Raw genomic sequence first — 26692 nt, forward strand, 5'->3', positions numbered from 1 at the left:
AATGACGGTGGATCAAGGACTGTCGGGAAAACGGGTGCTGCTGACCGGAGGCAGCAAAGGAATCGGCCGGGTCACCGCGCTGGCGTTCGCCGACGCGGGCGCGACGGTCGTCGCGGGCCATCGCACCGACGACGAGGACGCGCAGAGCTTGAACCGGGAACTCAAGGAGCGCGGATCCGGGCACCGGGTGGTCCGCGCCGACGTCACCACGCGAACGGGGGTGACCTCCCTGGCTTCGGCCGCGGCGGACGCGCTCGGCGGGCTCGACGTACTGGTGAACAACGTCGGGGTGGACGGGGCGGCGGCTTTCGGCGAGCTCCCGGAAGAGGAATGGCACCGCGTCTTCGAGCACAACGTCACCGCCGCGTATCTGGTGACCCAGGCCGTACTCGGTCTGCTGGGAACCGGCGCCTCGGTCGTGAACATCGGATCCTCGGTGGCCCTTCGGGGCCGGGCCAACGGTGTGCACTACTCCGCTTCCAAGTCCGCGTTGACGGGATTCACCCGCGCTCTCGCGAAAGACCTCGGCCCGCGGCGTATCCGCGTGAACATGGTCGCCCCCGGGCTGACCGAGACCGAACCGGGCGCCGGCCTGCCCGCGCCCGTGGTGGACCGCATCACGGGGATGACCCCGCTCGGCAGGCTGTGCGATCCGGCCGATGTCGCCGGTGCGGTGCTCTTCTTCAGTGGTGACACGTCCCGCTACATCAGCGGGGCGACGTTGAACGTGGATGGAGGAATCTGATGTACGCCGCTATCACCTACCGGGTCAAGCCGGGCCATGAAGCCGAAATCGCCGAGATCTTCGCCGCTTTCCAGCGCGTGGACGACTCTCGGTTCCGGGACGACGAGGACAAGCCCGCCGGGCGCCTGCTCGGCACCGCCGTGTTCATCAAGGACGACGTCATGGTCCGGGTGATCCACTACGAAGGCGACTTCTCCGCGATCGCCAAGCACATGGCCGGGCAGCGTGGTGTCCATTTGATCGAGGAGAAGCTGGCGCCCTATCTCGAGACGCCGCGGGACACGAGTACCGGCGCCGCTTTCGGCGCCTACTTCCGTGACGCCACCATGCAGGTCATCTCCCAGTTCTCCGTGGAGACGCATTCCGCGACGGGCTGAGGCCGCCCGTCCAGCGGGCTTGGAGGGACTTTCCAGGCGGGGCGGCCAGTCTTTGAGAAGACCATGGAGAACACGGGCGACCGATATTCGGAAAGGTCTTTCGATGAACGCATCTGGTGCGGCCACCGCCCCGGTCGTGACGGGTATTGGTGTGGTGGCGCCGACGGGTATCGGCGTCGCGGAACATTGGCAGTCGGTTCTGGCTGGCAAATCCGGGATCAGCCGGATCATCCGGTTCGACCCCTCGGGTTATCCGGTCCGCTATGCCGGGCAGCTGCCGAATTTCCTTGCCGAGGAACGCATTCCCGGCAGGCTGATCCCGCAGACGGACCGCTGGACGCATCTGGGCCTCGCCGCGACCGAAGCGGCCTTGGCGGACGCCGGCGTGCGTCCGGCGGACCTGCCCGACTACGAGATGGCCGTCGTCACCGCGGGTTCGTCCGGCGGGACCGAGTTCGGCCAGCACGAAATGGAACGCCTGTATCTGGACGGACCGACGGGCGTCGGGGCTTATCAGTCGATCGCCTGGTTCTACGCGGCGACCACGGGGCAGATCTCCATCCGCTTCGGCATGCGTGGTCCCAGCGGCGTGCTGTGCTGTGAACAGGCCGGTGGCCTGGATGTGGTGAACCAGGCCCGCAGGCTCACGCTGAGCGGTTCCCGGTTGGTGGTCAGCGGGGGCACCGACGCCTCTCTGTGCCCCTATGGCCTGGTCGCCCAGCTTTCGAACGGGAATCTTTCCACTGTGGACGATCAGGACCGCGCCTACCTCCCGTTCGATGCGGAGGCGAGCGGCTATCTGCCGGGCGAGGGTGGCGCGATCCTGATCGTGGAAAGCGCGCGGAGCGCCCAGGAACGCGACGGTGGATACGGTGTGATCGCGGGCTACGCCGCCGGTTTCGACCCACCGCCGGGGTCGACACGGCCGCCCGCGCTACGGCGCACCATCGAGCGGGCACTGGCGGACGCGCGGATCGGCCCGGACGACGTGGACGTCGTCTTCGCGGACGCCTCGGGTGTCCCGGCGGACGACCTCGCCGAAGCCCAGGCCATCAGCGCGATCTTCGGCTCGCGCGGCGTACCGGTGACAGCGCCGAAGACCTTGACCGGACGGCTTTACGGCGGGGGCGCTCCGTTGGACGTGGCGACAGCGCTTCTCTCGATCAGGGACGGCGTGATCCCGCATACGGTCGGCCCCGTCCGGCAGGCGCCCGGCTGCGATCTCGATCTGGTGACCAAACAGCCCCGGGACGGGAAAGTGCGGACCGCGCTGGTCCTCGCGCGCGGTTACGGCGGCTTCAACGCGGCACTCGTACTCGGGGCCATGACGCAATGAGCAGGGAAAGGGACGTGGAGATGACGGACAGGTTCACCTTCGAGGAATTGAAAGAGATCCTGCGGGCGAGCGCGGGAGTCGACGACGACGTCGATCTGAACGGTGACATCGCCGACGTCGAGTTCGGCGACCTCGGCTACGACTCGCTGGCCGTCCTGGAGTTCACCAGGCAGGTGGAGCGCCGCTACGGCGTGGCGATCCCGGATTCCGCGATCGCCGAGATGCCCACGCCCGCGAAGGCCGTCGAGTTCGTCAACGCCCAGTTCGTGGAGGCGAGGATCTGAAATGGCGGGACACACCGAGAACGAGATCGTCATCGACGCACCCATGGACCTGGTCTGGGAAATGACCAACGACATCGAATCCTGGACGCGGCTGTTCAGCGAGTACTCGGAGGCGACGATCCTGGAACGCCGCGACGAGACCGTCGTCTTCCGGCTCGCGTTGCATCCGGACGAGAACGGGAAGGTGTGGAGCTGGGTGTCGGCGAGGACACCGGACGCGGCGACCAGGACCGTGCGCTCCCAGCGGGTGGAAACGGGCCCCTTCAAGTACATGTGGATCTTCTGGGAGTACTCGCAGACCGAGCGGGGTGTGCGCATGCGCTGGGTGCAGGACTTCGAAATGAAACCGCAGGCGCCGATCGGCGACGAGGCCATGCGCGAGCGGCTGGACCGCAACACCCCGGTCCAGATGCTGCTGATCAAGGACAAGGTCGAAGCGGCCGCACGCGACAGTGCCGCCGTCGGCTGATCCGACCACACCGGCTGGAGGTGCGCGGTGCCCGAGATCGTGATCCCGCTGGTCCTGCTCGCGAACGGGCTGGCGGCCGGAGTGCTGATGGGAACGCAGCTCGGTGGCTGGCCACTGCTGGACACCCTGCCGGCTCCGCGCTACGTACAGGCGCACGGGTTCTTCTCGACCCGCTACGACCCGTTCATGCCCCTTTGCTTTCTCGCCACGGTGCTCGGCGACGGGGTGCTCACGCTGGTGGCGGAGAAGACGGGCGCCCAGGTGCTTTTCGGTACGGCGGGCCTGCTGGCGGCGGGCACGATCACCATCTCGCTGGTGAAGAACGTCCCCGTCAACAAATGGATCCGCACGCTGGACCCGGAAAACCTGCCGGACGACTTCGCGGAGCGGGACCCGCGACGGCACTGGGGCGGCTGGAATCGCGCGCGGACCGCGTCGGCGACGTCGGCGTTGCTGGCCAACTGCGCCGCGGTGGGACTGCTGTTGTGAAAGATCATCGATCCGAACAGGACGCGGAGGGAAAATGGACCTCGGTTTGAAAGGCAAGAAGGCACTCGTCACCGGAGGGACCCGGGGAGTGGGCCGCGGCATCGTGCTGGCCCTCGCCAGGGACGGTGTCGAGGTGGTCACCTGTTTCCGGCAGGACAAGGAAGCGGCCGCGGCGCTCGAACGCGAGCTCGAGGAGATCGGCGGCACGCATCACGTGCTGCCCGCCGACCTCGCCGATCCCGCGCAGGTCGTGGATCTCCTCGGCGAATGCAAGTCCAGGCTGGGCAAGCTGGACATCGTGGTCAACAACGCCGCCGCGATCAGCCACGTCCCCTACCGGGAACTGGAAATCGCCGAATGGCAGCGCATCGTCGACACCAACCTGACCGCGGTGCACCTGGTCGTCCAGCAGGCACTGCCCCTGCTCTCCGACGGCGGCTCGGTGATCGGGATCAGTTCGAAGTCCGTCGAGGTCGGAATCCCGTTGCGTGCGCACTACACCGCCACCAAGGCCGCGCTGCACGGCCTGAACCGCACGCTGGCGCGGGAGTTCGGTCCACAGGGGATCCGGTTCAACGTGCTCTCGCTGGGCATGATCCACACCGAGGCGTTGGAAGCCTTGCCGGAGGAGCAGCGCGACGCGATGATCACGCGCTACTCGGAGAAGACCTCGCTCGGCAAGCTCGGGTCCCCCGAAGAGGTCGCTGACGTGGTCCGGTTCCTGGCCAGTGATCTGGCCCGGTACGTCACCGGTGGCGTCATCCCGGTGGACGGGGGGATCTCCTGATGGGCGAGTCCGCGTTCCGCGTGATGTTGCGGATGCAGATCAAACCCGGCGCCGAGGACGACTTCGAGCGGGTTTGGCTGGAGATAGGCGATTCCGTGACGTCGCACCCCGCCAATCTCGGCCAGTGGCTCTCCCGCGCGGATGAGGAGGGCGTCTACTACATCGTCAGCGATTGGGTGAGCGAACCGCTGTTCCGCGAATTCGAGACCAGCGAGCGGCATCTGGAGCACCGGCAGAAGCTGCACCCGTTCCGCTCCGGCGGCTCGATGTCCACCATGAGCGTGGTGGCGTACCTGCCGGGCGTGGCGAGCACGGAATCCCATCGTGACTGGGAACGAGCCAGGTGAGCGGCGGGGTGCGGGTGCTGCTGTACCACGCGGCCGAGGAGCAGGACCGGATCGAGGCCGCCTACCACGAGTCCAGCACCCGGCTGGCCGGTGTCCCCGGCCTGCTCGGCAACGAGCTGCTGCGGTCCACTTCGGACCCGAGCGGGTTCGTGGTGGTCAGTTCGTGGAGCGACGTCGCCGCCTTCCAGGAATGGGAGCGCGGACCGGCGCACCGGGACCAGACCGCGCCGCTGCGCCCGTTCCGGGACACGCGGTTGTCCAGGCCGTTCGACATCTACCAGGTGCGCGCCACCTACTGAGCAGGAGAGGCCATGCGGTCGCCCGTACCCGAACACCACGAACAGGAACAGCGGCCCCGCCGGCCGTGGCGCACGGCGGGCGGGAAGCTGGTGTGGTCGCTGGGAATCCTGGGCGGCTGCATGGGCGGATTCGTACCACCGTCCGATGACGGCGAGCTCCCGCCATCGGCCCGGGTCAGGATGAAGGGGAGGACCCGATGACGGCGACCATCGACGCCGCCGACAGTGTGCGGCGAGAGCCGGAACCCGACTGGGTGTCCTGCGGACGGTGCCGGATGTTGTTGTACGGCAAGCGCTTCACCCGGTCGGCCAAGGTCTGTCCCGGCTGCGGCTGGCACAGCAGGCTGACCGTGCGCGAGCGGCTCGACGCGCTGCTGGATCCCGGATCGGCCAGGCCGGTGGAGCCCGCCGGGTCGGTCCGCGATCCGCTGGGGTTCGCCGATCTGGTGCCCTACACCGAACGGCTGGGCCGGGCCAGGCGCGAAACCGGGCTCGAGGACGCGGTCCAGGTGGTGTCGGCGACGCTGGGCGGACGCCCGGTCGTCGTGGCGGCGATGGACTTCCGGTTCCTGGGCGGCAGTCTCGGCTCGGCGGCGGGGGAGGCGATCGTGACCGCCGCGGAGACCGCGCTGGCCGGGCGGACGCCGCTGCTCGTGATCACGGCGTCCGGCGGGGCGCGGATGCAGGAAGGCGCGCTCTCGCTGATGCAGATGGCGAGGACCAGCAACGCCATGGCCGCGCTCGACGAAGCGGGTTTGCTGACCATCACCCTCGTCACCGATCCGACTTTCGGCGGGGTGGCGGCCTCCTTCGCGACCCTGTCGGACGTGATCGTCGCCGAACCTGGGGCACGCATGGGATTCGCCGGGCGCCGGGTCATCGAGCAGACCATCGGGGAGACCCTGCCCGAGTCGTTCCAGACCGCCGAGTTCCTGTTCGAGCACGGCCTGATCGACGGCATCTCACCCCGGAGTGAACTCCCGCAACTCCTGTCGACCCTGGTGGGCGCGGCCGCGACGCCGCCGGACGACTGGGCCGACAAGGTGGCCGACCCGGTCCTGCGGGACCCGGAAAGCCTGTCTCCCCCGGGAATCGAGGAGGTGGTCCGGCGTGCACGCGTCCTCGGCAGGCCGACCGCGCTCGACCACGTCGCGAACTGGACCGACGGCTTCGTCGAACTGCACGGGGACCGTGCCGGTTCCGACAGCCCGGCGATCGTGGGCGGGCTGGCCGAGCTCAACGGCCTGCCGGTGATGGTGATCGGCCACCAGAAGGGCCGCACCACCGAAGAGCTGGTGCGCCACGACTTCGGCATGCCGTCCCCGGCCGGCTACCGCAAGGCCGTCCGGTTGATGCGGCTGGCCGCCAAACTGGACATTCCGGTGGTGACCCTGGTCGACACCCCCGGCGCGCATCCAGGGCCGGAGGCCGAACGGACCGGGCAGTCGAACGCGATCGCGGACTGCCTGCGGGTACTGGGCGGGCTCCCGGTGCCGGTGGTCACCGTGATCACCGGGGAAGGCGGCAGCGGTGGCGCGCTGGCACTGGCCGTCGCGGACCGCGTCCTGCTGTGCGAGAACGCCACGTACTCGGTCATCAGCCCGGAGGGTTGTGCCGCCATCCTTTGGCGCAGCTCGGCCGCGTCCGCCGTGTCCGCCGCCGCGCAGGCACTGCGGGTGGGGGCGAAATCGTTGCTGTCACTGGGCGTGGCCGACGGCGTGGTACCCGAGCCGCCGGGTGGGGCGCATCGCGATCCCGCGGCCGCCAGCGCGCTCGTGCGTGACGCCGTGATCAGTGCGCTCCGCGAACTGCACGGGCGGGACGGCGAAGACCTGGTGGCGGCCAGACGTGCACGGTTCCGGCGATTCGGCTCGGCCGAAGCCAGCCCGAAGACCAGGGAGACGGTGAAATGATCGAAAGGCATCCCGAGTTCGCCACGAGCCGGGATCTGTCCGATGTACTGGGGATCGAGACCGAGATACTCAAGCTCGGCGCCGAGGACGCGATGGAGATCCTCTGCCGCAGCCTGGCCGAGGTCGTCACCACGACCGAGCGGGTACCGAAACGCGCGACGGTGCGGTTGGGCAGCGCGGCCATCGACGTGGAGTGGCCGGTCGCCGAAGCCGGGCGATCGGTTGCCCTCCCGGAGCCGGTGGCGCCCACGACGCAGGTGCCCGCCGTCGAAACGCCGGTGATCCGCACGCCGGTGGTCGGCACCTGCTACCTCGCCCCGGAGCCCGGTGCCAAGCCGTTCGTGGCCGTCGGCGACGTGGTCGAACCCGGCAGGCAGGTGGCGATCGTCGAGGCGATGAAGCTGATGAACCCGATCGTCGCGGACCGGGCGGGGCGGGTGACGCGGATCCTCGTCGCCGACGCCGAAGCGGTCGAGTACGACCAGCCCTTGATCGCCATCGAACCCGAGGCGCCGGAATGAGCCCGCGGACCGATCCTGTCTTCGACACCCTCCTGGTGGCCAACCGGGGCGAGATCGCCCTGCGCGTGGTCCGGACCTGCCGGGAGATGGGTATCCGCACGGTGGTCGCGTATTCCACTGTGGACCGGGAGTCGGCGGCGGTGCTCGCCGCCGACGAGGCCGTCCAGATCGGCCCGGGCCCGGCCAAGCAGAGCTATCTGTATCCACCCGCGCTGATCGAGGTCGCGTTGCGGACCGGCGCGCAAGCGGTCCATCCCGGCTACGGCTTTCTTTCCGAGGACCCGGATTTCGCGGAGATCTGCGTGAACAACGGCCTCGTCTTCGTCGGCCCGCGACCGGAGGTGATGGCCAGGCTGGGGGACAAGTCCTTGGCGAGGCGCCTGATGAGCGAGGCCGGACTGCCCCTGCTCCCCGGGACGACGGAACCGGTGAGCGGCACGGCCGAGGTCCTCGCGACGGCACGGCGGATCGGCCTGCCGTTGATCATCAAGGCGTCGGCGGGCGGGGGCGGTCGCGGGATGGCGATCGTCCGGGAGTGGGCGGAGCTGCTGCCGACCTACCGCTCGACCAAGGCGACCGCGCGGGCGGTGTTCGGCGACGAGCGGGTGTACCTGGAGCGTTACTGGGAGGACGCCCGGCACGTCGAGATCCAGCTGCTCGCCGACGAACACGGCAACGTGGTCTGCCTCGGCGAGCGTGACTGCTCGGTCCAGCGGCGCCACCAGAAGCTCATCGAGGAGAGCCCCGCACCCGGATTGGCCGCGGGGCTGGCCGGAAAACTCGCCGAGGCGACGGCGAGAGGCGCGCGAGCTGTCGGCTACACCGGCGCGGGCACCTTCGAGTTTCTGGTCTCCGGCGAGGAGGCGGCCTTCATGGAAGTCAACTCGCGCATCCAGGTCGAGCATCCGGTGACGGAGATGGTGACCGGGATCGATCTCGTCCGTGAACAGATCCTGGTCGCGGCGGGCCTGCCCCTTTCCCTGCGGCAGGAAGACGTGAGACCGCGTGGTGTCGCGGTGGAATGCCGGATCAACGCGGAGGATCCCAGCCGGAACTACGCCCCCTGTCCCGGGAAGCTCGTCGAATTCTCCCCGCCCGCCGGTCCGTTCGTCCGGGTCGACACGCACGCCTACCCCGGCTGGCGCGTTCCGCCGGACTACGACTCCTTGCTGGCCAAGGTGATCGTCTGGGCGCCGGACCGGGAACAGGCACTCGCCAGGATGGACCGCGCGCTGGCCGAGTTCCGGATCGAGGGTCCCGGTATCCGCACCACCAGGGACGTGCTCCGCGAGATCATCCGGACCCCGGCGTTCCGCGAAGGCACTCACGACACTTCGCTGCTGGAACGAATGGCCGGCATTTCCGTGAAGTCGGCGAGCTGACCCCCCGAACGAAGGAGCGCGCAATGCCCATCACCGCCATCAGATACGGGATCAAGGCAGGCTGCGAAGACGAGATCGCCGAGATCTTCGCCGGCTTCAAACGCACCGGCTCGCCGTCGGTGCTCGACGCCGACGGCAACGAGGTCGGGCGCATCCTGTCCACCGCGGTGTTCATCGAGAACGACATCATGGTCCGGTTCGTCGAGTACGAGGGCGACCTGGCCGACATCGCGCGGTTCATGGCGACCCAGCCCGGGGTGCGCGAGGTCGAGCGCAGGCTCAAGCCATATCTCGCCCGGCCGAGGGACACGGGATCGGTCGAAGGGTTCACCAAGACCTTCGCAAAGAGCACCATGCGCTGCATCTCCCAGCTCTCGGCCGACAAGCCCGACACCCCCTGATGAGCACCGCGGTGGCCGACCTGATCGGCGTGCTGGCCCTGACGGGCAGCGGAACGGTGGCCGGGGTGCTGTTCGCGGTCGCCCTGAGCACCTTGCCCGCGTTGATCGCCATGCCACCCGGCCGCTACGTCTACGCGCAGAAACTGCTCGGGCGCAACTGGGATCCCACCATGCCGGTGGTGGTGCTGAGCTCGACCCTGGCCGAAATCGTGCTCGCGGTGTCGACGCCGAGGATCGCCGCCACCCTGCTTTTCGGCGGCGCCGCCGTCGCGCTGCTCGGCGTGTCCGTGGTCTCCCATTGGTGCAACGTGCCGATCAACCGGCAGACCAGGGAACTGGATCCGGATCGGCTGCCCGAGGACTGGCACGATCCGAGACCCCTGTGGCGGCGATGGCATTTCCTGCGCACCGCGCTGGCGATGCTCGCGCTGGTCTGCACCGCCGTCGCCGTCACCATCACCTGATCGTCACCGTCGCGTTTGGAGGAAGCCCGATGAAGCTCGGGGTGAACATCGCGCCGCACGGCGCACCCGCCGTGGCCCTGGCCGCGGAACGGCTCGGCTACGACGTCGCGTTCGTTCCCGAGGGCTACCGGACGGACGCGATCAGCGTGCTCGGGACGCTGGCCGGGCGGACCGAACGGATCGGGCTCGCCACCGGCGTGCTCCAGATCCCCGCGCGTTCGGCGGTGATGACCGCGATGACGGCGGCAACCCTGGAGACCTTGGCCCCCGGACGTGTCCGGCTGGGACTCGGGGTCTCCAACGCGCAGATCTCCGAAGGCTGGCACGGGGTCCGGTTCGACCGCCCGCTGCGCCGTGCCAGGGAGTACGTCGAGATCGTGCGGCTCGCACTGGACGACAAACCCGTGCGCTACCGGGGCGAGCTCACCGAACTGCCGCTTCCGGGCGCGCGAGCCGAACCTTTCCACCAGTTCGGCGCGCCACTCGGCGCGGCCATCCCGATCTACCTGGCGGCCATCGGGCCGCGCAGTCTCGAACTCGCGGGTGAGGTCGCCGACGGCTGGTTCGGGGTGTTCTGTTCGCCGGGGCGGATCGCCGAAGCGCTTCCGCACCTCCGCCTCGGCCGGGACAAGGCGGGCTTGCGGCACAAGGGGTTCGAGGTCATCCCTTCGGTACCCGTCGTCGTCGGCCGGTCGCCGGAAGAGGCGGCGGGCGCCGTCCGGCCCTACATCGCCCGCTTCGTCAGCCTCGGTCCCAAGGAACACAGTTTCTACCACGCCCTGATGACGACCATGGGGTATCCGGACGAGGCCGACGAGGTGCACGACCGGTACGGATCCGGTGATCACGCCGGCGCCGCCGCAGCCGTGCCTTTCGGCTTCATCGACGCGACTGCGCTGCTCGGTCCCCTCGAACGGATCGCGGAAAAGATGGCCGCGTACGCCGAGGCGGGAGTGACCACTTTGGCCTTGTCGCCGTTCGCGCGCACGACCGAAGAACAGCAGTCCATCTTGCGCGCCGCCTCGGAAGCGCTGGACCTCGCAGGGCTCGCCTGATCGTCTTCGCAAAGGAGTGCGCCATGTCCACGGAAACCACGGGGCTCACCTTCCCGTTCCCGCAGCCGCCCGAGTTCACCCTGCCCGAGGAGTTCGCCGAGTTACGCGCACGGCAGCCGGTCGCCGAGGTGACCCTGCCGTCCGGGGACCGGGCCTGGCTGGTCACCCGGTACGCGGACGTCCGCGCGATCCTGGCGGACGCCAGGTTCAGCCGGGCCGCCGCCGAACGGCCGGGCAGCCCGCGGATGGGGAACACCAGTCCCGGCCCGGAAACCATCCTCGGGATGGATCCGCCCGATCACACCCGGTTGCGACGGCTGGTCGCGCCCGCCTTCACCACCCGCCGCATCGAGGCGCTGCGGCCGCGGGTCGAAGATCTCGCGAACGAGCTGATGCGTGACGTGGTGACCGGCGATCGGTCCGCGGACCTGCTCGCGCAGTTCACCGCGGCGCTGCCGAGCAAGGTCATCTTCGAGCTGCTCGGTGTGCCCTATGCGGACTTCGGGACCCTGCACGGCTGGACGGACGTGATCTTCAGCCTGTCCGCGCACACCCGCGACGAGGTGCTGACGGCGCGCACCAACATCGAACGGTTCCTCGTCGAGCTGGTCGCGGAGAAGCGCGCCCGTCCGGCCGACGACCTGCTCAGCGTGCTGATCGCGGCTCGCGACGAGCAGGACAAGCTTTCGGAGACCGAGTTGGTCAGCTTCGCGCTCATCCTGATCACCGTCGGCCACATGAGCACCGCCAGCACGCTGAGTACCGCGCTGTTCACCCTGCTCCGCCTGCCCGAACTGCTGGCGCGGTTGTACGCCCGGCCGGGCCTCGTCCCGAGCGCCATCGAAGAACTGCTGCGGCACAACACCTTCGCGTTGACCGGTACCCAGCTGAGAGTGGCACTCGAGGACGTCCGGCTGGGCGGTGTCACGATCCGTGCCGGGGACGCCGTGCTGGGCGCGCTCGGCTCGGCCAACCACGATTCCGAGGTGTTCGCCCGGCCGGACCGCGTCGAATTGACCCGTGCGAGCAATCCTCATATGGCCTTCGGCTACGGAATCCACCATTGTCTCGGCGCGCAACTGGCGAGACTGGAGATGCAAGAGGCGCTTTACGCACTTTTACGGAATATCCCGGACACGCTCCGGCTGGCGGTGGCGCCCGCGGAGATCGAACTCAAAACCGGGCTGACCGCCCGCGCGCTGGCGAGCTTGCCGGTGCGGTGGTGAACTGACCCGGTGGTGAATTGACGCCGTGAACCGAATATCCCGCTCCTCAGCGCTGGTGCCGAGTTCCTGAAAAAACCCTGAAAAGCACGACCGACTCGTCGGTGTCTTGCTAAATTGGGCCATAAGGGGGCACGAAACCATTACCACCAGCGATCCCGGAGGGGGATATGGCCACTCAAGAAGAGGATCTGGCGCCTGCCGCCGATCTGAGAACCCGTCCGCAGAGTCCTGAAGGGACTTGGGCGGTGCGGGTCACCTTCGCGGACGGCACGCGGAACGAACGCGGCTTGTTCGCTTTCACCGGCGAAGGTCTGCTGATCCAGACCAACACCGGCAGTCAGACCACCGGTATCGGAAGGTGGCGGCGGACCAGGAACGGGTTCCGCTTCACCTTCCGCGAACAGGCCTTCGACGATGACGGCAAGTTCGCTTTCGACGTGCACGTGGACCACGAAGGAAGCCTGACGACGGGGGACACGTTCACTTCACAGGGAACCGGTACGGCGGTGGACGCCGATGGACAGATAGTGCGCGTCTCGGTGACGACGGTGACCGCCGAGCGCTATTGATCCGGTCGCTTTCCGGACGGGCGAGAGAACGCCCGTCCGGAAAGCGGTGCCACTATCCGTTTCCCTGGCCGAAGAACGACTCGGCGCGAGCCACCGATTCCCGCTCGCCGTCCGGCACGTCGGTCTCGAAGAAAATGGCCTCCACCGGACATTCCGGCACGCAGGCACCGCAGTCGATGCATTCCACCGGGTCGATCACCATCTGCGAACCCGAGTCGCGGATGCAGTCGACCGGGCACACGTCCACACACGACCGGTCTTTGACGTCGGTGCACAGACTGGTAATCACATAAGTCACTGGACCGCTCCTCAGCTGTTTCGGTTCGCGCCGTCAGTCGACGGTGATCGCGCGTATCACGTTCACCCGCGCCGCCCGGCGGGCCGGCCAGGCTGCCGCCAGCAACCCGCCCAGCGAGATCCCGAGCAGCGCCAGCAGGATCGTCGGCGGCACCACGAGGTCGAAGACCCCTCGCGACAGGATGAAGTTCTGCATCATGGCGCCGAGCACGACGCCGACCACGACCCCGGTCACCCCGCCCAGCGCGGCGATCAGCACGGATTCGACGCGGATGAGCCCGCGGATCTGCCGCCGGGTCATCCCGGTCGCGCGGAGCAGGCCCAGTTCCCGGCCGCGTTCCAGCACCGAGAGGGACAAGGTGTTGATGATGCCCAGGAAGGCGATCAACACGGACAGCCCCAGCAGCCCGGTGACGGCACCGAGGTACACGTCGACTTCGCTGATGCGGCTGCGCACGTACTCCGGCGCACTCATCACGGCGAGATCGGTGCGGCCGGCGAGTGCCTGCCGCAAGGCCGCTTCCGCGGTGGCCCCGTCGGTGCCCGGCGCGGTCGCGACGACCATCGGGTTGCCGTCACCCGGCCGGAAATGCGCGTCGGCGAGCGCGGGCGGCACGACGACCTGGCCGAGGACCGTCGCTTCGGTGAAGATCCCGGTGATCTCGACCGGCGTGGCGCCACCACCGGGCGAACTCAGTTCCACCCGCCGTCCCAGCGTCCAGCCCCGTTCCTCGGCGACCGCCTTCGCGACGAACACACCCCGCGCCAGATCCGCGGTGTTGCCTTGTTCGAGCTTCACTTCGACGGTCCGGCCGAGGGCGGACACGTCGGTGCTGCCCGCACGGATCTCCTTACCGTCGATGAGGACCTGGTCGGTGCGCAAGGTGCTGACCGCGGTCACGGACGGCACCGCCTCCGCCAGCCGCCGGGTGTCCTCGCCGATCTGACCGCCCGCCACGTTGGTGACCACGATCCCGCCGGCGAAGGCGCCGCCGAGATCGCGTTCGCTGATCGTGGAAATGGTCGTGGAGAAGATGGTGATGCCGATGGCGATGGCCACGCCGATCGTCAGCGCGGTCGCGGTCGCCGCCGTACGCCGGGGATTGCGCAGCGTGTTGCGGACCGCCATCCCGCCGAGCATCCCGCGGCGCAGCGGCCTGCCGAGCAGGCCGATCACCGGTCCGCTCAGCCAGCGGGCGCAGATCACCGCGCCCAGCAGCAGCCCCAGTGCCCCGAGCATGCCGGACGCCCGGCCGGGGGTGCCCTCGCTGACCGTCGCGACGATCAGCAGGAGCACCGACAGGACCACCACCGCGAGCCCGGTCCTCAACAGCCACCGAGAGCCCTTTTCCTCCTCGAGCCGTTCGCCGCCGAGTGCCGCCACCGGCGATACCGACGCCGCCCGGCGCGCGGGCAGCCAGGCGGCTACCACCGTGGTGCCGGTACCGACCAGGAGCGTCCCCACTATCGCGGGGAGGCCGATCACCACACCGCCGTCGAGGGCGGGGTTCAGCTCCGCCGCGTACGTCACCACGGGAAGGGCCAGCAAGCTGCCGATGGCCAGGCCGGTCACCGAACCGAGCACTCCCACCAGGGCGGCTTCCAGCAGGACCGATCGCCGGACCTGCCGCCTGGTCGCGCCGACCGCGCGCAACAGCGCCAGCTCGCGTCCGCGACGGGCCACCAGCATCGAGAAGGTGTTCACGATCAGCGTGATCCCGACGACCAGCGCGATCCCGGTGAAGGCCAGCACGGTGGCGGACAACGCCGAGGAGATCTCCGAGGTCGCCGCGCGCAGGGTGGCGCTGAGCCCGGCCCGGTCCACGGTGGTGAAACCGGCGGGGGTGGCCGCCGCGACGGCTCCGGTCAGCCGGCTTTCCGGCGTTCCCGGCGACGCGGTGATCTCCACGCTGGTGAAGCTCCCCGGGCGCAGCAACAGCCGTTGGGCGGTCGCGGTGTCGAACGCGACGGTGGGGGAGGAGCCCGCCTCCCGGCCATGGGGCCGGTAGTCGTAGACGCCCACCACCGCGGCCTGGAGCTTTCCGCCGCCGTAGAGCACGGTCGCCGTGTCGCCGACGGTGATCCCGCCATCGGCGGCGACGGACCCGGCGAGGGCGACCTCGGTCGGCCCGGCCGGGGCGCGACCGGTGACCAGCGACATCCGGTCCGTGCCGGTCCAGTTGCTTCCGGTCATCCTGACCTCGAAGCCCTGGGACACCAGCACCTTGCCGTCCGCGCCCGCCACCGCGGCGTACCCCTCGACGACCCCGGTCGCGGCGGCGACGCCGGGAATCCCCGCGAGCCCGGCACGCTGCGCCTCGTCCAGCGGTACCCGGTTCTGCCCGCCCTGGCTGAGCTGTGCCTCGTCTTCGCCGACGCCACGCCCGAGCGGCGTGACCAAGACGTCCAGGCCGTCCCGCAACGGTTCCTGCCCCTCGGACAGGCTCGTGCTGACGACCAGCGCGCCGGACACGAAGGTCGCGCCCAAGAGCACCGTGATGAACGTGAGTACCAGGCGCGACCAGTTTCCCCGCACCGTCGCCATTACGGTTCGCCACATGGTCAGAACGCCCTGATCGCCCGGGCGACGGACGACGCGGCGCCCGTCCCGGTCGCGTGGTCGAACTGGAGCATCCGCGCGTGGACCCGCTCGGCCGTCGGCGCCTCCAGCCGGTCGAGCAGGACACCGTCGGCGAGGAAGATGACCTGGTCGGCGTAGGCGGCGGCGAGCGGGTCGTGCGTGACCATCACGACCGTCTGGCCGAATTCGTCGACCGCGCTCCGCAGGAATCGCAGGATCTGCCCGCTGCTGCGGGAATCCAGGTTGCCGGTGGGCTCGTCGGCGAAGATCACCTTCGGCCGGGTGATCAACGCACGCGCGCAGGCCACCCGCTGTTGCTGGCCGCCGGAGAGCTGCCCCGGCCGGTGATCGAGCCGTTCGGAGAGCCCGAAGGCCGCGACGAGATTGCCGAAGTGGACGGGATCCGCCTTCCGCCCCGCGATCGTCAAGGGCAACACGATGTTCTCGCGCGCCGACAAGGTGGGCACCAGGTTGAAGGCCTGGAAGATGAACCCGAGTTGCGTGCGGCGCAGCACGGTGAGCCGGTCGTCGTCGAGGCCGGTCAGTTCGGTGTCGCCCACGAAGACCTGGCCGCCGGTCGGGACGTCCAGGCCGGCGAGGCAGTGCATCAACGTGGACTTGCCGGAGCCCGAAGGCCCCATGATCGCGGTGAATCTCCCGGCCGGGATGTCCAGGTCCACCTCGTTCAGCGCGGTCACGCCGGCGCTGCCCTGGCCGTAGATCTTCACCAGCGCGCGGGCTCGCGCGGCGGGTGGTTTCGTTTCCCCCATCAGTTCTTTCCTCCTTGAGAGTGCTCGGCGGCGGCGTGATCCTGACCGCCGACACGCTGCCCGGGAACTCCCCGTTCCCCGGCCGCGCGCCCTGTCTTGCCCGCTCGTGCGGCGCGTTCGCGTTCGGTGTTCTTGGCGCCCCACCGGGTTTTGCCGCCGGGCTTGAAGACGGACAGGTAGGTCGCCGTCCACAACGCGGCCGAGAAGGCGATCATGCAGATCATCAGCGTCAGTCCGGTGCCACCGGGTTCGGCGGCCGGGTCGGCGGTCCGTTCGGCGAGGTCCTGCACCCATTGGCTTTCCACGATCGCGACCGCCGGGATGGCCAGCGCGATCAGGAGCTTGAGCAGTACCCACCAGTGCTTGACCAGACCCCATTTGCTGCCGAGCGAGACCACCAGGCCGGTGAGAATGGACAGCATCATCGTCGGAATGACGATGAACAGATCGAAGACGTGCATCAATTCGTAGGAGGCGTGCCGTAATCCGGCGCTTTCCGTGGTGTATCCCACGGTGCTGAGTACCACCATGGCCACCGCGATACCGAGCCAGCTCACCGACAGCCCGACATGCAGCATCACCCACAGTTTCCGTTTACCGGGCGAAAGCCTCGGAAAGGTCGGCCGCAAGAGCCCGAGAATCACCGCGGAGAACGCCATCCCGGCGAGCGGGAGCGGGCCGGGGAAGCTGAACAGGAACTGCACCGGGATGAACAGCAGATGGAAGACGATGGCGGTCCGGCGGGCCCGTGCGGTTCCCCATCGCAGCGCGCAATAGACCGAAATCGCGGCGGCGAGAAGATAGCCCGCGAATCCCAGGGTCTGGATGAGCGGGAGGATGGCGTTCTCGCCGGGGAAGATCACCACGGCGTTGAGGGCCGAGAACGCGGCGAACGCCCATTGCGTCCGCGCCTGCCGGATGGCCGGTCCCGATGGCCCGTCCGGGGCGATCGCCGTCCGTACCGGGACTTCGGCGCCCGTCCTGTCCGCGGGATCCATGCTGGTCACCTCTCCTGTTCTCGGCTCAGGCGCACGTCGTTTCGTGGTCCATCTCGCCTGTGGATCCGAATCTAGGAGCAGGACGGCGCCGTCCGCGTCGCACGAAGTGATCTCGCCGGTGGGCCGGAAGTCTCGGGAATACCGCCACCGGCTACATCGATCGATTGACATCCGGTTCGAGCGATGGGGTGCGGACGCGGGGAAGCCACACGGGCAGCAGCGCCACCGCCAGCGCGGTCACCGCGAGATAGCCCGTCAGGGCGATCACCAGATGGTCGCCGGCGGTCAAGTCCGGGGTCGCCTTGTCCGGTGCCAGCAGCCAGTAGGCGGGCACCACCCACCACAGGCTCACCAGCGACAACACCGCCTTCGGCAACGCGGACCCCGCTCGCCAGATCGCGACCGAGAGCCAGGCCAGCACGGGCACGATCCAGATCGCGTGGTGGGGCCACGAGATCGGTGCCACCGCCAGCCCGGTGAACGCCGCCACCAGCAGGCCGGCCAGATCGTGACCCAGCCCGTGCGCCCGTCTCGCGGCGAGCAGGCCGAGCAGGACGACCACCAGGCAGACCGGCAACCACCAGCCGGGGGCCGTGGTGGTGCCTGCCAACCGGGCGAAAAGGCCGGGCAAGGACTGGTTCACCACCGCGCTGATGTCGGTCACCCTGCCGGTGTCCAGCAGCAGGCCCCGCAGCCAGTACGCGCTGGATTCCCCGGGCAGGACCAGGAATCCGACGGCGATCGTGCCGCCGAAAGCGGCCGTGGCGCGCAGGGCGTCCCTCCGCCGGCCGGTGCACAGCAGATAGGCCACGAAGATCAAGGGGGTGAGCTTCACCCCGGCGGCGATCCCGATCAGCAGACCCCGCCATCTGGACGGCATCAGCGGCGAGAAGTCGAGCAGGACGAGCAGGACGACGAAGATGTTGACCTGTCCCAGCATCAGGTTCATCAGTACCGGCGTGAGCAGGGGCGCGACCACCATGCCCAGTACCGTCAGGCGGAGCCGCCGGGTCCGGGCGGTGACTCCCGCGAGGCCGAGCGAAACCCACAGGATCACGCCCAGGCTCAGCAGGGAGGCGTACGTCCAGAGCACCGCCCCGAAGCCGGCGGGCAGCCAGGACAAAGGCGTGAACACCACCGCGGCGAAAGGTGGATAGGTGAACGCGATTCCCGCCAAAGCCGTGGTGTCGACTTTCAGCTCGTACAGCGGAACGCCGTCGAATACCGCTTTCGCGACGCCGTGATAGAGCTGGAAGTCGGCCATCCAGAGCGGCGCTCCCCGTAACAACGGCACGACCAGGGCTGTCATCACCAGAGCGGTGAGTGCGATGATCGCGCCCGCCTTCGCCCGCGCGGGAATTCTCACCCTTTCGACGGGATCCGCAACCATGTTCCCCTCCTGATGGATTTCCGTGCCGCCGGGTCCGGGCAGGGTCTTCCCCCGGAATCACGGAACACTGGGAATTCACTCCAGACGCGACCGATCCGGTACGTCCGGACCACATGCGGCGGCTTCACTTGATCATTCCTCTAGACTCGGGGAATGACCTCGCCGAGCTCCACCCCGCGGTGGTGGGCGTGGAAACCATCGGAACGCCGTCACGTGATCATCGATTCGGCGGTGGCGCTGGCGTGCGTGATCGGCACTTTCGTCTGGTCGGGGCCACAGCAGTTCGCCCCCGACTTCGGTTTTCCCCTCCTCGGCAGCGACAATCGGCTGATCGCCTCGATCCCGCTCGCCCTGCTGACCGGCGCCGCCGCGATGGTGCGCAGGCGCAAGCCGATCTTCCTGGTGGTCGCGAGCCTCGTGAGCTGGACGATGCTTTCGGCGATCATCGGTGTGGTCTTCGGCTTGTACGCGCTGGCGGCTTTCGAGAAATCGCGACGGTTGATGGCCGTCACCGCCGCGATCGCGCTGGTGATCGTCGGATTCCCCTTCTGGCGCCTCGGCGGTTTCGACGCGAGCGTTCCGATCAGTACGGCGCTCTGCCTGGCACCGACGTTGCTCGGCCTGTGGAGCTTCACCCACCGCGAACTGGTGGACAATCTGCTCGAACGCGCCTCCCGGCTGGAGCGCGAACGCGATCTGCTCGCCGAACAGGCCCGTGCCGAGGAACGCACCCGCATCGCCCGCGACATGCACGACGTGGTCGCGCACCGGGTCAGCCTGATCGTGCTGCACGCCGCGACCGCCGAGGTCTCGGGGGACAGCGAAAGACTCCAGCTGACCAAGAAGATCCGGTCCATCGGCCGGGACGCGCTCAGCGAACTCCGGCAAGTGCTGGAGGTGCTGCGGGTCGGTGACGCGCCACTGTCGCCGCAGCCCCGCATCGAGGACATCGCCGGACTCGCCGCCCAGTCCCGGGCCGTGGGCGCCCGGGTCGAAGTGGAGACCCTCGGTGAGATCCGTCCGCTGCCGTCCATCGTGGAACAGGCAAGTTACCGTGTCGCCCAGGAGGCACTGACCAACGTGCACAAGCATGCGAAGAACGCCGACACCCGGATCCGTATGGTCTACGGTCCCGAAGAGTTCCGGCTGGCCATCACCAATCAGCGGCCCGCGTCGGTTCCGGCGCCGGACACGCTGCCCAGTGGCGGCTTCGGGATCATCGGCCTGCAGGAACGGATCAGGCTGATCGGTGGCACGCTCAGCTGCGGGGCGACCTTCAACGGCGGGTTCGAGGTCGAAGCGGTCATCCCGCTGCCGTCGACGGGATCCGGCTCGTGATCCGGGTGATGGTGGTCGACGACGAATGGATGGTGCGGTCCATGCTGCGCACCATCCTGGAGGCGGCCGGTGACATGTCGGTGGTGGCCGAGGCACCCGACGGGATCTCCGCCGTCGAAGAGGCCGAACGGCACCAGCCGGACGTCGCGCTGGTCGACATCCGGATGCCGGAGTCCGACGGGCTCGCCGCGACCGCGCGGCTGCAATCCCTGCCGCGGCCGCCGAGGGTCATCGTCCTGACCACGTTCGATCTCGACGAGTACGTGCAGACCGCGCTCCGCAACGGGGCCGTCGGGTTCCTGCTCAAGGATTCCGCGGGCGACGACATGATCACCGCGATCAGGGCGGTCGCCGCGGGCGACGCCATGCTCGCGCCGAGCATCACCCGCCGTCTGCTGCACACCTTCACCGAACGCGAACCGTCCCGTCAGGCCAAGGCGCTGGAACAGCTGGACGTGCTGACCGAAAAGGAACGCGAGGTCCTGGTCGCCTTGGCGGAGGGGCTGGCCAACGCCGACGTCGCGAGCCGGTTGTACCTGAGCGAGGCGACCGTCAAGACCCACGTGAGCCGCATCCTGAGCAAGCTGAAGCTGACCAACCGGGTGCAGGCCGCGATCCTCGCGCACCGCGCCGGTCTGATCAGCTGACACCGGGCGTGGTCCACCGAGGTTCCAGCACGATCCCAGGCCCTCCCCTGAGCATCGGTCAGCACGCTGACGCCTCAGGAAAGTCGGCCGATGACTCCCTTGGACCTCCGCACCACCCCTGAAATCCATCATCCGCGGCGCTGGGCGGCTTTGGTCGCCGCCCTACTCGCCTGCTACATGGACCTGCTCGACGCGACCATCGTCACGGTCGCGCTGCCCGCGTTCGAGAAAGACCTCGGCGCGGGTCCGGCGACACTGCAATGGACCTCCGCCGGCTACACCCTGGCGTTCGCCGTCCTGCTGATCACCGGCGGCAGGGTCGGTGACATCTTCGGCCGGAAGCGGACCTTTCTCGCCGGAATGAGTGCCTTTCTGCTCACTTCGGCGCTGTGCGGGCTCGCGAGAGACCCGGAAACGCTGGTGGCTTCCCGTGTCCTGCAAGGGGCCGCGGCCGCGATGATGATCCCGCAGGTGCTCAGCTTCATCCAGGTCGAGTTCCCTTCGGTGGAGCGGCCACGGGCGCTGGCGATGTACGGGATCTCACTGGCGCTGGGCGGGATGACCGGTCCGGTCCTCGGCGGCCTGCTGATCCAGGCCGACATCGCCGGGCTCGGCTGGCGCGCCGTGTTCCTGATCAACCTCCCGGTCGGCGTGGTCGCCCTGGCCGGCGCGATCCGGCTGATGCCGGAATCGCGGTCCGAGTCGGCGCCGAAGCTGGACCTGGCCGGTGTGCTGCTGGTGACGGCGGCCCTGGTGGCGGTGATGTACCCGCTGGTGCGCGGACACGAGATCGGATGGCCACCGTGGACCTTCCTCTGTCTGGCCTCGGCGCTGCCGATCCTCCTGCTTTTCCTGTGGCATCAGCGATTACGTGAACGCGGCGGGGGAACTCCGCTCATCCCGCCGCGGATCCTGCGTCATCGCAGCCTCCGCGCGGGTCTCCCGCTCGCGCTGGTCTTCTTCGCCGGAACCGGCCACACCTTCGTGTTTTCGCTTTACCTGCAACAAGGTCTCGGCTATTCGCCGTGGCTGACCGGGCTCACGCTGTTCCCGTCCTCACTCGGCATCGTCGCGGGATCGATGCTGTCCATCCGGCTGGCCCCGCGCCTGGGCCGGAAGGTGGTGTCGATCGCGGCGCTGGTCAAGATCGCCGGGGTGGCCGGCGTGATCTACCCGATCCACGTCCTGGGCCCGGCGTTGTCGCCGTGGGCGCTCGTGCCGGGCGCGATCGTCATCGGGGTGGGAATGGCCATGGTCAGCGCGACCCTGGTGAACATCGTGCTGAGCAAGGTGCCCGTGCGGGACGCCGGCGCGGCGTCCGGCCTGATGACCACCGCGCTGCAGGTCGGTTCGGCGATCAGTGTCGCGGTGCTCGGCACGGTCTTCTTCGGTTCGCTCGCCGCCACCGGGGACCACCGGCGGGCGATCGAGGCGGGCCTCTGGGTCTGCGTGGCGTTGTTCTTCGCCAGTTTCGTGATGAGTTTCCTGCTCCCGCCCGGTGGCGTGCCCGCCACCGCGGCCGATGATCCCGCACCGTCCACTGAGGACGATGTCATCCGACGAACGATCCCGAGGTGATGATCATGCTCGACGCAGAACGGAAGACCGGACCGGCGACCGCTTTCGAAGGCGCTCCCGTACTCGGCACACCGCCCGTCCAGAACGTGATGGAGCTGGCCTGGGGCATGTGGGCGAGCGGCGTGATCCAGGCCGCGGCGAAACTGGGGATCGCGGATTCCGTCGGCGACGAACCGGTGCACGTCGACGAGCTGGCGGACGAGATCGGGGCCGATGCGGGCGCGCTGTCGAGATTGATGCGCGCGCTTTCCGCCTACGGCGTCTATCGCCAGCTCGGACCAGGACGCTACGAGCACACGGAGGCGTCCCGGGCCATGCGCTCCGACGCGCCGGTGCGCATCGGGGACGTGATCCAGACCGGCTCGTACTGGGGCTGGCAGATGTGGGCGAAGCTCGACGAGAGCGTCCGCACCGGTGAGTGCGCGTTCCGTGCCACCTATGGCAAGGACCTCTTCAGTTACTTCGCCGAGGACGACAACGAGGCGGGCGCGGCCACCTTGCGCGGTTACGCCGCGCAGTCCGTCGCGATGCATCCGGCGCTGGTCGGCGGGCTCGATCTCTCCGGGGCGCGCACGGTCGTCGACGTCGGCGGCGGACACGGCTCACTGTTGCGCGCGCTGCTGGAGGCGAACCCGGATCTGCGCGGAATCCTCTTCGACCGGGCGCACACCGTCGAGCGAGCGGATCCGGTGCTGAGCACCGGCGCGCTCGCGGACCGGTGCGCACTCGAGGCGGGCGACTGCCTGGTGGAGGTGCCGAAGGCCGACGTCTACCTGTTCCGGCAGGTCCTGCACATGTGGGAGGACGAAATGTGCGTGCAGGCGCTGGGCAACGTGGCGAAGGCGGCCGAACCGGGCAGCCGGGTCATCCTGCTGGAACAGCTGATCTCCGACCCGCCCGCCAACCCCTGGGACGCCCTGATGGACCTGCACATGTTGCTGGTCATGGACGGCAGGGAACGGACGGCGGAGGAATACGCCGAACTGTTCGAACGTGCCGGGCTGCGGTACCGGGGAGTCACCGAGACCGGGACCCCGCTTCGCCTGATCGAAGCGACCGCGGGGGACTGAGCGCATGCGGATCCTGTTCTGTACCTGGGCATGGCCGTCCCATCTCTTTCCCATGGTCCCGCTCGCCTGGGCCTGCCGGGCCGCCGGGCACGAGGTGCGGGTCGCGAGCCAGCCCGGCCTGACGCCGGTGATCCGGCAGGCGGGCCTGGACGCGGTTTCCGTCGGACACGACGTCGACGTGCCGAAGTTCGTCCGGGAGTACGTGCTGCGGCCGGGCGGGCGGCCCGCCGCTCGACGGCACGGCAGGCCGAGAGCGCTGGACATGCTGGTCGAACTCGCCGATTCCATGGTGGACGATCTGGCCGGGCAGGCGAAGCGGTGGCGGCCGGACGTGATCGTCCACGAGCTGACGACGTGGGCAGGTCCGCTCGCGGCCGCCGCCATCGGAGTGCCCGCGGTGCGCGTGCTCTACGGCGTCGACCTCTTGGAGCGGGCGGGGGACTTCCTGCCGGACGCGGTCAGTCCGCTCGCCGATCGGCTCGGTCTGTCCGAAGTGGACGTTCGTGGCGCGCTGACCGTGGATCCCTGCCCGCCGCGGTTGCAGGTCCCGACCGGGTACCGCCCGCAGCCGATCCGCTATGTCCCGTACAACGGTCCCGGCACGGTCCCCGATCCCGCGCCGCCCAAGGGGACCAGGCCGCGGATCTGCGTCACGTGGGGGACCACGATGGCCAAGCTCGAATCGGGGCGGATGCTCGCGGGGCGGATGGCGGATGCCGTGGCGGGCTTGGACGCGGAGATCGTCGTCGCGGTCGCCGAGGAGCACACGGAGCTGCTCGCCGGGCTGCCCGGTGACGTACGGGTCCTGACCGGCGTACCGCTGGATCTGGTGCTGCCGTCCTGCGATTTGGTGCTGCACCACGGGGGCGCTGGGACGACGCTCACCGCGATGATCCACGGCGTGCCCCAGCTGGTGATCCCGCAGTTGCCCGATCACGCGCTGCACGGCAGGCAACTGGCGGCCACCGGTGCCGGACGGGTCATCGCCAAGGAGGAGGCCGATCCCGGGGCGGTCCGTGAGGCGGCCGCCGGGCTGCTGGCGGACGTGGGCCACCGTGACTCGGCCGCCGCACTCGCCGCCGAGTCACGGCTCCGGCCGCCGCCCGCGGACGTGGTGGGCGTACTGGAGAAGCTCGTCGCCGAACGTGAGTGACGAAGGAGGCCGTGTGGCGGGTTTCCCCCGTCACACGGCCTCCGACGTCAGTGCCCGCCCGCGACGTTGACCACGCTGCCGGTCACGTGGCGGTTCGCGTCGGACCCCAGGAACGCCACCACTCTCGCCACGTCCTCGGGGAGACCGAACCGCAGCTGCGGGATCCGGTCGTTGAGCACCTGCTGGATCTCCGCCGGGCTCAGGCCTGCCAAGGTGGCCCGGATCTCCGGCGGGACCTTCGGCAGCAGATTGGCCGTCACGGTCGGCCCCGGTGCCACGGCGTTGCTGAGGACGCCGTGTCCCACCAGTTCGGTGGCCAGCGTCCGGTTCAGCCCGTGCAGGGCCGCCTTGCTCGCCACGTACGCTTCTTCGCCGCGCATCCCGCGGTTGACGATGCTGGCCGACATCAGCACGATCCGGCCCCAGCCGCGGGCCTTCATCCCCGGCACCACCGCCTGGACGGTGTGGAACGCGCCTTCGACCTCTTCGCGCAACTGCGCACGCCAGGTCCCGACGGGCACCGTCTCGAAAGGACCGCGGTGTTCGTCGGGGCCCCGCGCCGGCGACGCGTTGACCACCAGGACGTCGATCCCGCCCCATTCCGCGGTCACGGCGTCCACCGCCGACCTGATCGACTGTTCGTCGCCGAGGTCGTACGGCAGGGCCAGGGCCTGGCCGCCGTCCTTCTCCACGGCCTCGGCCACCTCCGACGCGGCACTCCTGTTGCGGTGGTAGGTCAGCGCCACGTTGGCCCCTTCGGCGGCGAAGACCCGCGCCATCGGCCCGCCGAGACCGCCACTGCCGCCGGTGATGAAGACCGACCTGCCTTCGAGTCCGAGATCCATTCGTGTCCCCCTTTACCGTCCGAGATGGACTTCACCAGGCGAGCGGGAGCTCGTCCGGCCTGCTGAAAGCCAGTCCCTTGCTCCAGCCGAGTTCGTCCTCCGTCACCGCGAGGCGGACATCCGGGAACCGCGCCAGCAGCGAACCGAGGGCGACCTCCAGTTCGATCCGCCCGAGCTGGGCGCCGAGGCAATGGTGGATGCCGTGTCCGAAGGCGACATGGGGATTCCGGGGGCGCGACAGCCGAACCTCGTCGGGGTCGGGGAACACCGAGTCGTCGCGGTTCGCGGCGTTGATCGAGGGCAGGACGGCTTCGCCCGCCTGGATCACCACGTCACCGATCCGTACGTCCTCCGTCGCGATCCGCAACGCGCCGATGCCGCCGCCCGCCTGGGAAAGCCGGAGCAGCTCCTCCACCGCGCCGGGCAGCAGAGCGGGATCGCGGCGCAGCTCGTCCAGCCGTGCCGGATTCCTCAGCAGGGTCAGCAAGGAGTGCACGATGCTCGCGGTCGTCGCGTGATACCCGGCGCCGAGCAGCGTGTAGCCGAACGCCACCAGTTCTTCCTCGCTGAGCCTGTCTCCCTCGTCCTGCGCGGAGATCAGCACCATCAGCAGGTCTTCGGTCGGGTGCCGCCGTTTCTCCTTGATCAGCTCGGTCAGGTACTCGGAGAGCTTGTCCTTCGCGGCCAGCACTTCCGCCTGCCGGTCGGGGGTGAAGCCGAGCATGATGTCGGTCCACGCCCGGAACTGCCCGACGTCGGCCAGCGGCACCCCCAGCATTTCGCAGATCACCGTGATCGGCAGAGGCTGGGCGAGGGAGGCGACCAGATCGGCGGGTGGCCCCGCTTCGGCCATCGTGTCGAGGAAACCGTTCGTGAGGTCTTCGATCCGCGGCCGCAGCGCCTCGATCCGGCGGGGGCTGAACGCCCTCGACACGAGTTTGCGCAACCTGCTGTGCTCCGGCGGGTCCATCACGAAGATCGACCGCGAGCCCCGCGCGATCGGCAGGATCCGCGGCGCGCCGGGCGCGGTGATCGCCTCGCGGCTGAACCTGGCGTCCGCGAGGACGTTCCGCACGTCTTCGTGCCGGAGCAGCAGCCAGGCGAGGTCGCCGGTCGGCAGCGTCACCCGGCAGACCGGCCGTTCGGCGCGGAGTTTCCGGTACTCGGCCGGTGGAAGTACCGGATCGGCCGCACGGAAGGGAAAGGACGGTGCCGGTTCGGCAGACATGGGTTCTCCTCATCGGGTTCCGCGACGGACGGCGAAGGCCACACGATGCGCGCGGGCGTTGTAGGGCGGATGGAAGCTCGCTGGGCACCCGGTGGGCTCCGGCGGTTCAACGGCGCACCAGCGTGTTTGGAGG

The 26692-nt window shown here is 69.1% G+C and carries 29 protein-coding genes; 22 read left to right on the forward strand and 7 right to left on the reverse strand.

The window, feature by feature from the left end:
- The first annotated feature begins 1 nt into the window (after position 1).
- The 17 genes from ACZ5IK_RS31110 to ACZ5IK_RS31190 all read left to right on the forward strand — a co-directional run bounded on the left by ACZ5IK_RS31110 (position 2) and on the right by ACZ5IK_RS31190 (position 12664).
- A complete protein-coding gene (locus ACZ5IK_RS31110; protein ID WP_465490968.1) occupies positions 2 to 745 on the forward strand; it encodes an SDR family NAD(P)-dependent oxidoreductase in 744 nt (247 codons plus the stop codon).
- Complete coding sequence (locus ACZ5IK_RS31115; RefSeq protein WP_465490969.1) at positions 745 to 1122, forward strand: SchA/CurD-like domain-containing protein; 378 nt, start codon at positions 745 to 747, stop codon at positions 1120 to 1122. Before ACZ5IK_RS31110 ends, ACZ5IK_RS31115 begins: the two co-directional genes overlap by 1 nt.
- A 103-nt stretch (positions 1123 to 1225) precedes the next feature.
- Positions 1226 to 2458, forward strand: a complete 1233-nt coding sequence (locus ACZ5IK_RS31120) for a ketosynthase chain-length factor (RefSeq protein WP_465490970.1) — start codon at positions 1226 to 1228, stop codon at positions 2456 to 2458.
- A gap of 20 nt (positions 2459 to 2478) precedes the next feature.
- The gene (locus tag ACZ5IK_RS31125; RefSeq protein WP_465490971.1) at positions 2479 to 2742 is read left to right on the forward strand and encodes an acyl carrier protein; all 264 of its coding nucleotides are present in this window, start codon (positions 2479 to 2481) and stop codon (positions 2740 to 2742) included.
- Between the two features lies 1 nt (position 2743).
- Positions 2744 to 3211, forward strand: coding sequence for an SRPBCC family protein (locus ACZ5IK_RS31130; RefSeq protein ID WP_465490972.1), 468 nt, complete (start codon positions 2744 to 2746; stop codon positions 3209 to 3211).
- Between the two features lie 27 nt (positions 3212 to 3238).
- Positions 3239 to 3700, forward strand: a complete 462-nt coding sequence (locus ACZ5IK_RS31135) for an anthrone oxygenase family protein (RefSeq protein WP_465490973.1) — start codon at positions 3239 to 3241, stop codon at positions 3698 to 3700.
- Between the two features lie 34 nt (positions 3701 to 3734).
- Positions 3735 to 4487 carry an SDR family NAD(P)-dependent oxidoreductase gene (locus ACZ5IK_RS31140; protein ID WP_410663316.1) on the forward strand — a complete coding sequence of 251 codons (753 nt, stop codon included), beginning with the start codon at positions 3735 to 3737 and terminating at the stop codon, positions 4485 to 4487.
- On the forward strand, positions 4487 to 4834 hold the full coding sequence (locus ACZ5IK_RS31145; RefSeq protein ID WP_465490974.1) for an antibiotic biosynthesis monooxygenase family protein: 348 nt from the start codon (positions 4487 to 4489) through the stop codon (positions 4832 to 4834). The genes ACZ5IK_RS31140 and ACZ5IK_RS31145 overlap by 1 nt, the downstream gene beginning before the upstream one ends.
- The gene (locus ACZ5IK_RS31150) at positions 4831 to 5133 is read left to right on the forward strand and encodes an antibiotic biosynthesis monooxygenase family protein (RefSeq protein WP_410663314.1); all 303 of its coding nucleotides are present in this window, start codon (positions 4831 to 4833) and stop codon (positions 5131 to 5133) included. The genes ACZ5IK_RS31145 and ACZ5IK_RS31150 overlap by 4 nt, the downstream gene beginning before the upstream one ends.
- Positions 5134 to 5330: 197 nt before the next feature.
- Positions 5331 to 7046, forward strand: a complete 1716-nt coding sequence (accD, locus tag ACZ5IK_RS31155; RefSeq protein ID WP_465490975.1) for an acetyl-CoA carboxylase, carboxyltransferase subunit beta — start codon at positions 5331 to 5333, stop codon at positions 7044 to 7046.
- Positions 7043 to 7567 carry an acetyl-CoA carboxylase biotin carboxyl carrier protein gene (locus ACZ5IK_RS31160; RefSeq protein WP_465490976.1) on the forward strand — a complete coding sequence of 175 codons (525 nt, stop codon included), beginning with the start codon at positions 7043 to 7045 and terminating at the stop codon, positions 7565 to 7567. The genes accD and ACZ5IK_RS31160 overlap by 4 nt, the downstream gene beginning before the upstream one ends.
- The gene (locus ACZ5IK_RS31165; protein ID WP_465490977.1) at positions 7564 to 8949 is read left to right on the forward strand and encodes an acetyl-CoA carboxylase biotin carboxylase subunit; all 1386 of its coding nucleotides are present in this window, start codon (positions 7564 to 7566) and stop codon (positions 8947 to 8949) included. Before ACZ5IK_RS31160 ends, ACZ5IK_RS31165 begins: the two co-directional genes overlap by 4 nt.
- Positions 8950 to 8972: 23 nt before the next feature.
- Positions 8973 to 9350 (forward strand): SchA/CurD-like domain-containing protein, encoded by a 378-nt coding sequence (locus ACZ5IK_RS31170; RefSeq protein WP_410663310.1) that lies wholly within the window; start codon positions 8973 to 8975, stop codon positions 9348 to 9350.
- Positions 9350 to 9814, forward strand: coding sequence for an anthrone oxygenase family protein (locus ACZ5IK_RS31175; protein ID WP_465490978.1), 465 nt, complete (start codon positions 9350 to 9352; stop codon positions 9812 to 9814). The genes ACZ5IK_RS31170 and ACZ5IK_RS31175 overlap by 1 nt, the downstream gene beginning before the upstream one ends.
- 29 nt (positions 9815 to 9843) lie before the next feature.
- Positions 9844 to 10869: an LLM class flavin-dependent oxidoreductase gene (locus tag ACZ5IK_RS31180; protein ID WP_465490979.1), complete on the forward strand. Its 1026-nt coding sequence runs from the start codon at positions 9844 to 9846 to the stop codon at positions 10867 to 10869.
- A gap of 23 nt (positions 10870 to 10892) precedes the next feature.
- Entirely contained in the window at positions 10893 to 12095 is a 1203-nt protein-coding gene (locus ACZ5IK_RS31185; RefSeq protein ID WP_465490980.1) for a cytochrome P450, read from the forward strand.
- A gap of 167 nt (positions 12096 to 12262) precedes the next feature.
- The gene (locus tag ACZ5IK_RS31190; RefSeq protein WP_465490981.1) at positions 12263 to 12664 is read left to right on the forward strand and encodes a hypothetical protein; all 402 of its coding nucleotides are present in this window, start codon (positions 12263 to 12265) and stop codon (positions 12662 to 12664) included.
- Positions 12665 to 12716: 52 nt separating this feature from the next.
- Here the strand turns inward: ACZ5IK_RS31190 and ACZ5IK_RS31195 are convergent, their stop codons facing one another.
- The 5 genes from ACZ5IK_RS31195 to ACZ5IK_RS31215 all read right to left on the reverse strand — a co-directional run bounded on the left by ACZ5IK_RS31195 (position 12717) and on the right by ACZ5IK_RS31215 (position 18700).
- Positions 12717 to 12962, reverse strand: coding sequence for an indolepyruvate ferredoxin oxidoreductase subunit alpha (locus ACZ5IK_RS31195; protein ID WP_465490982.1), 246 nt, complete (start codon positions 12960 to 12962; stop codon positions 12717 to 12719).
- Between the two features lie 33 nt (positions 12963 to 12995).
- Complete coding sequence (locus tag ACZ5IK_RS31200; protein ID WP_465490983.1) at positions 12996 to 15521, reverse strand: FtsX-like permease family protein; 2526 nt, start codon at positions 15519 to 15521, stop codon at positions 12996 to 12998.
- Between the two features lie 2 nt (positions 15522 to 15523).
- Positions 15524 to 16312 carry an ABC transporter ATP-binding protein gene (locus tag ACZ5IK_RS31205; RefSeq protein WP_465490984.1) on the reverse strand — a complete coding sequence of 263 codons (789 nt, stop codon included), beginning with the start codon at positions 16310 to 16312 and terminating at the stop codon, positions 15524 to 15526.
- The gene (locus tag ACZ5IK_RS31210) at positions 16312 to 17310 is read right to left on the reverse strand and encodes a hypothetical protein (protein ID WP_465490985.1); all 999 of its coding nucleotides are present in this window, start codon (positions 17308 to 17310) and stop codon (positions 16312 to 16314) included. The genes ACZ5IK_RS31205 and ACZ5IK_RS31210 overlap by 1 nt, the downstream gene beginning before the upstream one ends.
- 151 nt (positions 17311 to 17461) lie before the next feature.
- Positions 17462 to 18700, reverse strand: coding sequence for a glycosyltransferase 87 family protein (locus ACZ5IK_RS31215; protein WP_465490986.1), 1239 nt, complete (start codon positions 18698 to 18700; stop codon positions 17462 to 17464).
- Between the two features lie 153 nt (positions 18701 to 18853).
- On the opposite strand from ACZ5IK_RS31215, the gene ACZ5IK_RS31220 reads away from it, so the two are divergent.
- The 5 genes from ACZ5IK_RS31220 (at position 18854) to ACZ5IK_RS31240 (ending at position 24486) form a co-directional block, all read left to right on the forward strand.
- On the forward strand, positions 18854 to 20038 hold the full coding sequence (locus tag ACZ5IK_RS31220; protein ID WP_465490987.1) for a sensor histidine kinase: 1185 nt from the start codon (positions 18854 to 18856) through the stop codon (positions 20036 to 20038).
- Entirely contained in the window at positions 20035 to 20685 is a 651-nt protein-coding gene (locus ACZ5IK_RS31225; protein ID WP_465490988.1) for a response regulator, read from the forward strand. Before ACZ5IK_RS31220 ends, ACZ5IK_RS31225 begins: the two co-directional genes overlap by 4 nt.
- 90 nt (positions 20686 to 20775) lie before the next feature.
- Positions 20776 to 22263, forward strand: a complete 1488-nt coding sequence (locus ACZ5IK_RS31230) for an MFS transporter (protein ID WP_465490989.1) — start codon at positions 20776 to 20778, stop codon at positions 22261 to 22263.
- 5 nt (positions 22264 to 22268) lie between these two features.
- Complete coding sequence (locus ACZ5IK_RS31235; RefSeq protein WP_465490990.1) at positions 22269 to 23333, forward strand: methyltransferase; 1065 nt, start codon at positions 22269 to 22271, stop codon at positions 23331 to 23333.
- Between the two features lie 4 nt (positions 23334 to 23337).
- Positions 23338 to 24486: a nucleotide disphospho-sugar-binding domain-containing protein gene (locus ACZ5IK_RS31240; RefSeq protein ID WP_465490991.1), complete on the forward strand. Its 1149-nt coding sequence runs from the start codon at positions 23338 to 23340 to the stop codon at positions 24484 to 24486.
- Between the two features lie 47 nt (positions 24487 to 24533).
- On the opposite strand, the gene ACZ5IK_RS31245 is transcribed toward ACZ5IK_RS31240, so the two are convergent.
- Both ACZ5IK_RS31245 and ACZ5IK_RS31250 read right to left on the reverse strand, forming a co-directional pair.
- Complete coding sequence (locus tag ACZ5IK_RS31245; RefSeq protein ID WP_465490992.1) at positions 24534 to 25331, reverse strand: SDR family NAD(P)-dependent oxidoreductase; 798 nt, start codon at positions 25329 to 25331, stop codon at positions 24534 to 24536.
- Between the two features lie 31 nt (positions 25332 to 25362).
- Positions 25363 to 26559, reverse strand: a complete 1197-nt coding sequence (locus ACZ5IK_RS31250; RefSeq protein ID WP_465490993.1) for a cytochrome P450 — start codon at positions 26557 to 26559, stop codon at positions 25363 to 25365.
- Between the last annotated feature and the right edge of the window lie 133 nt (positions 26560 to 26692).

This window comes from Amycolatopsis sp. NPDC031561 (assembly GCF_055580625.1).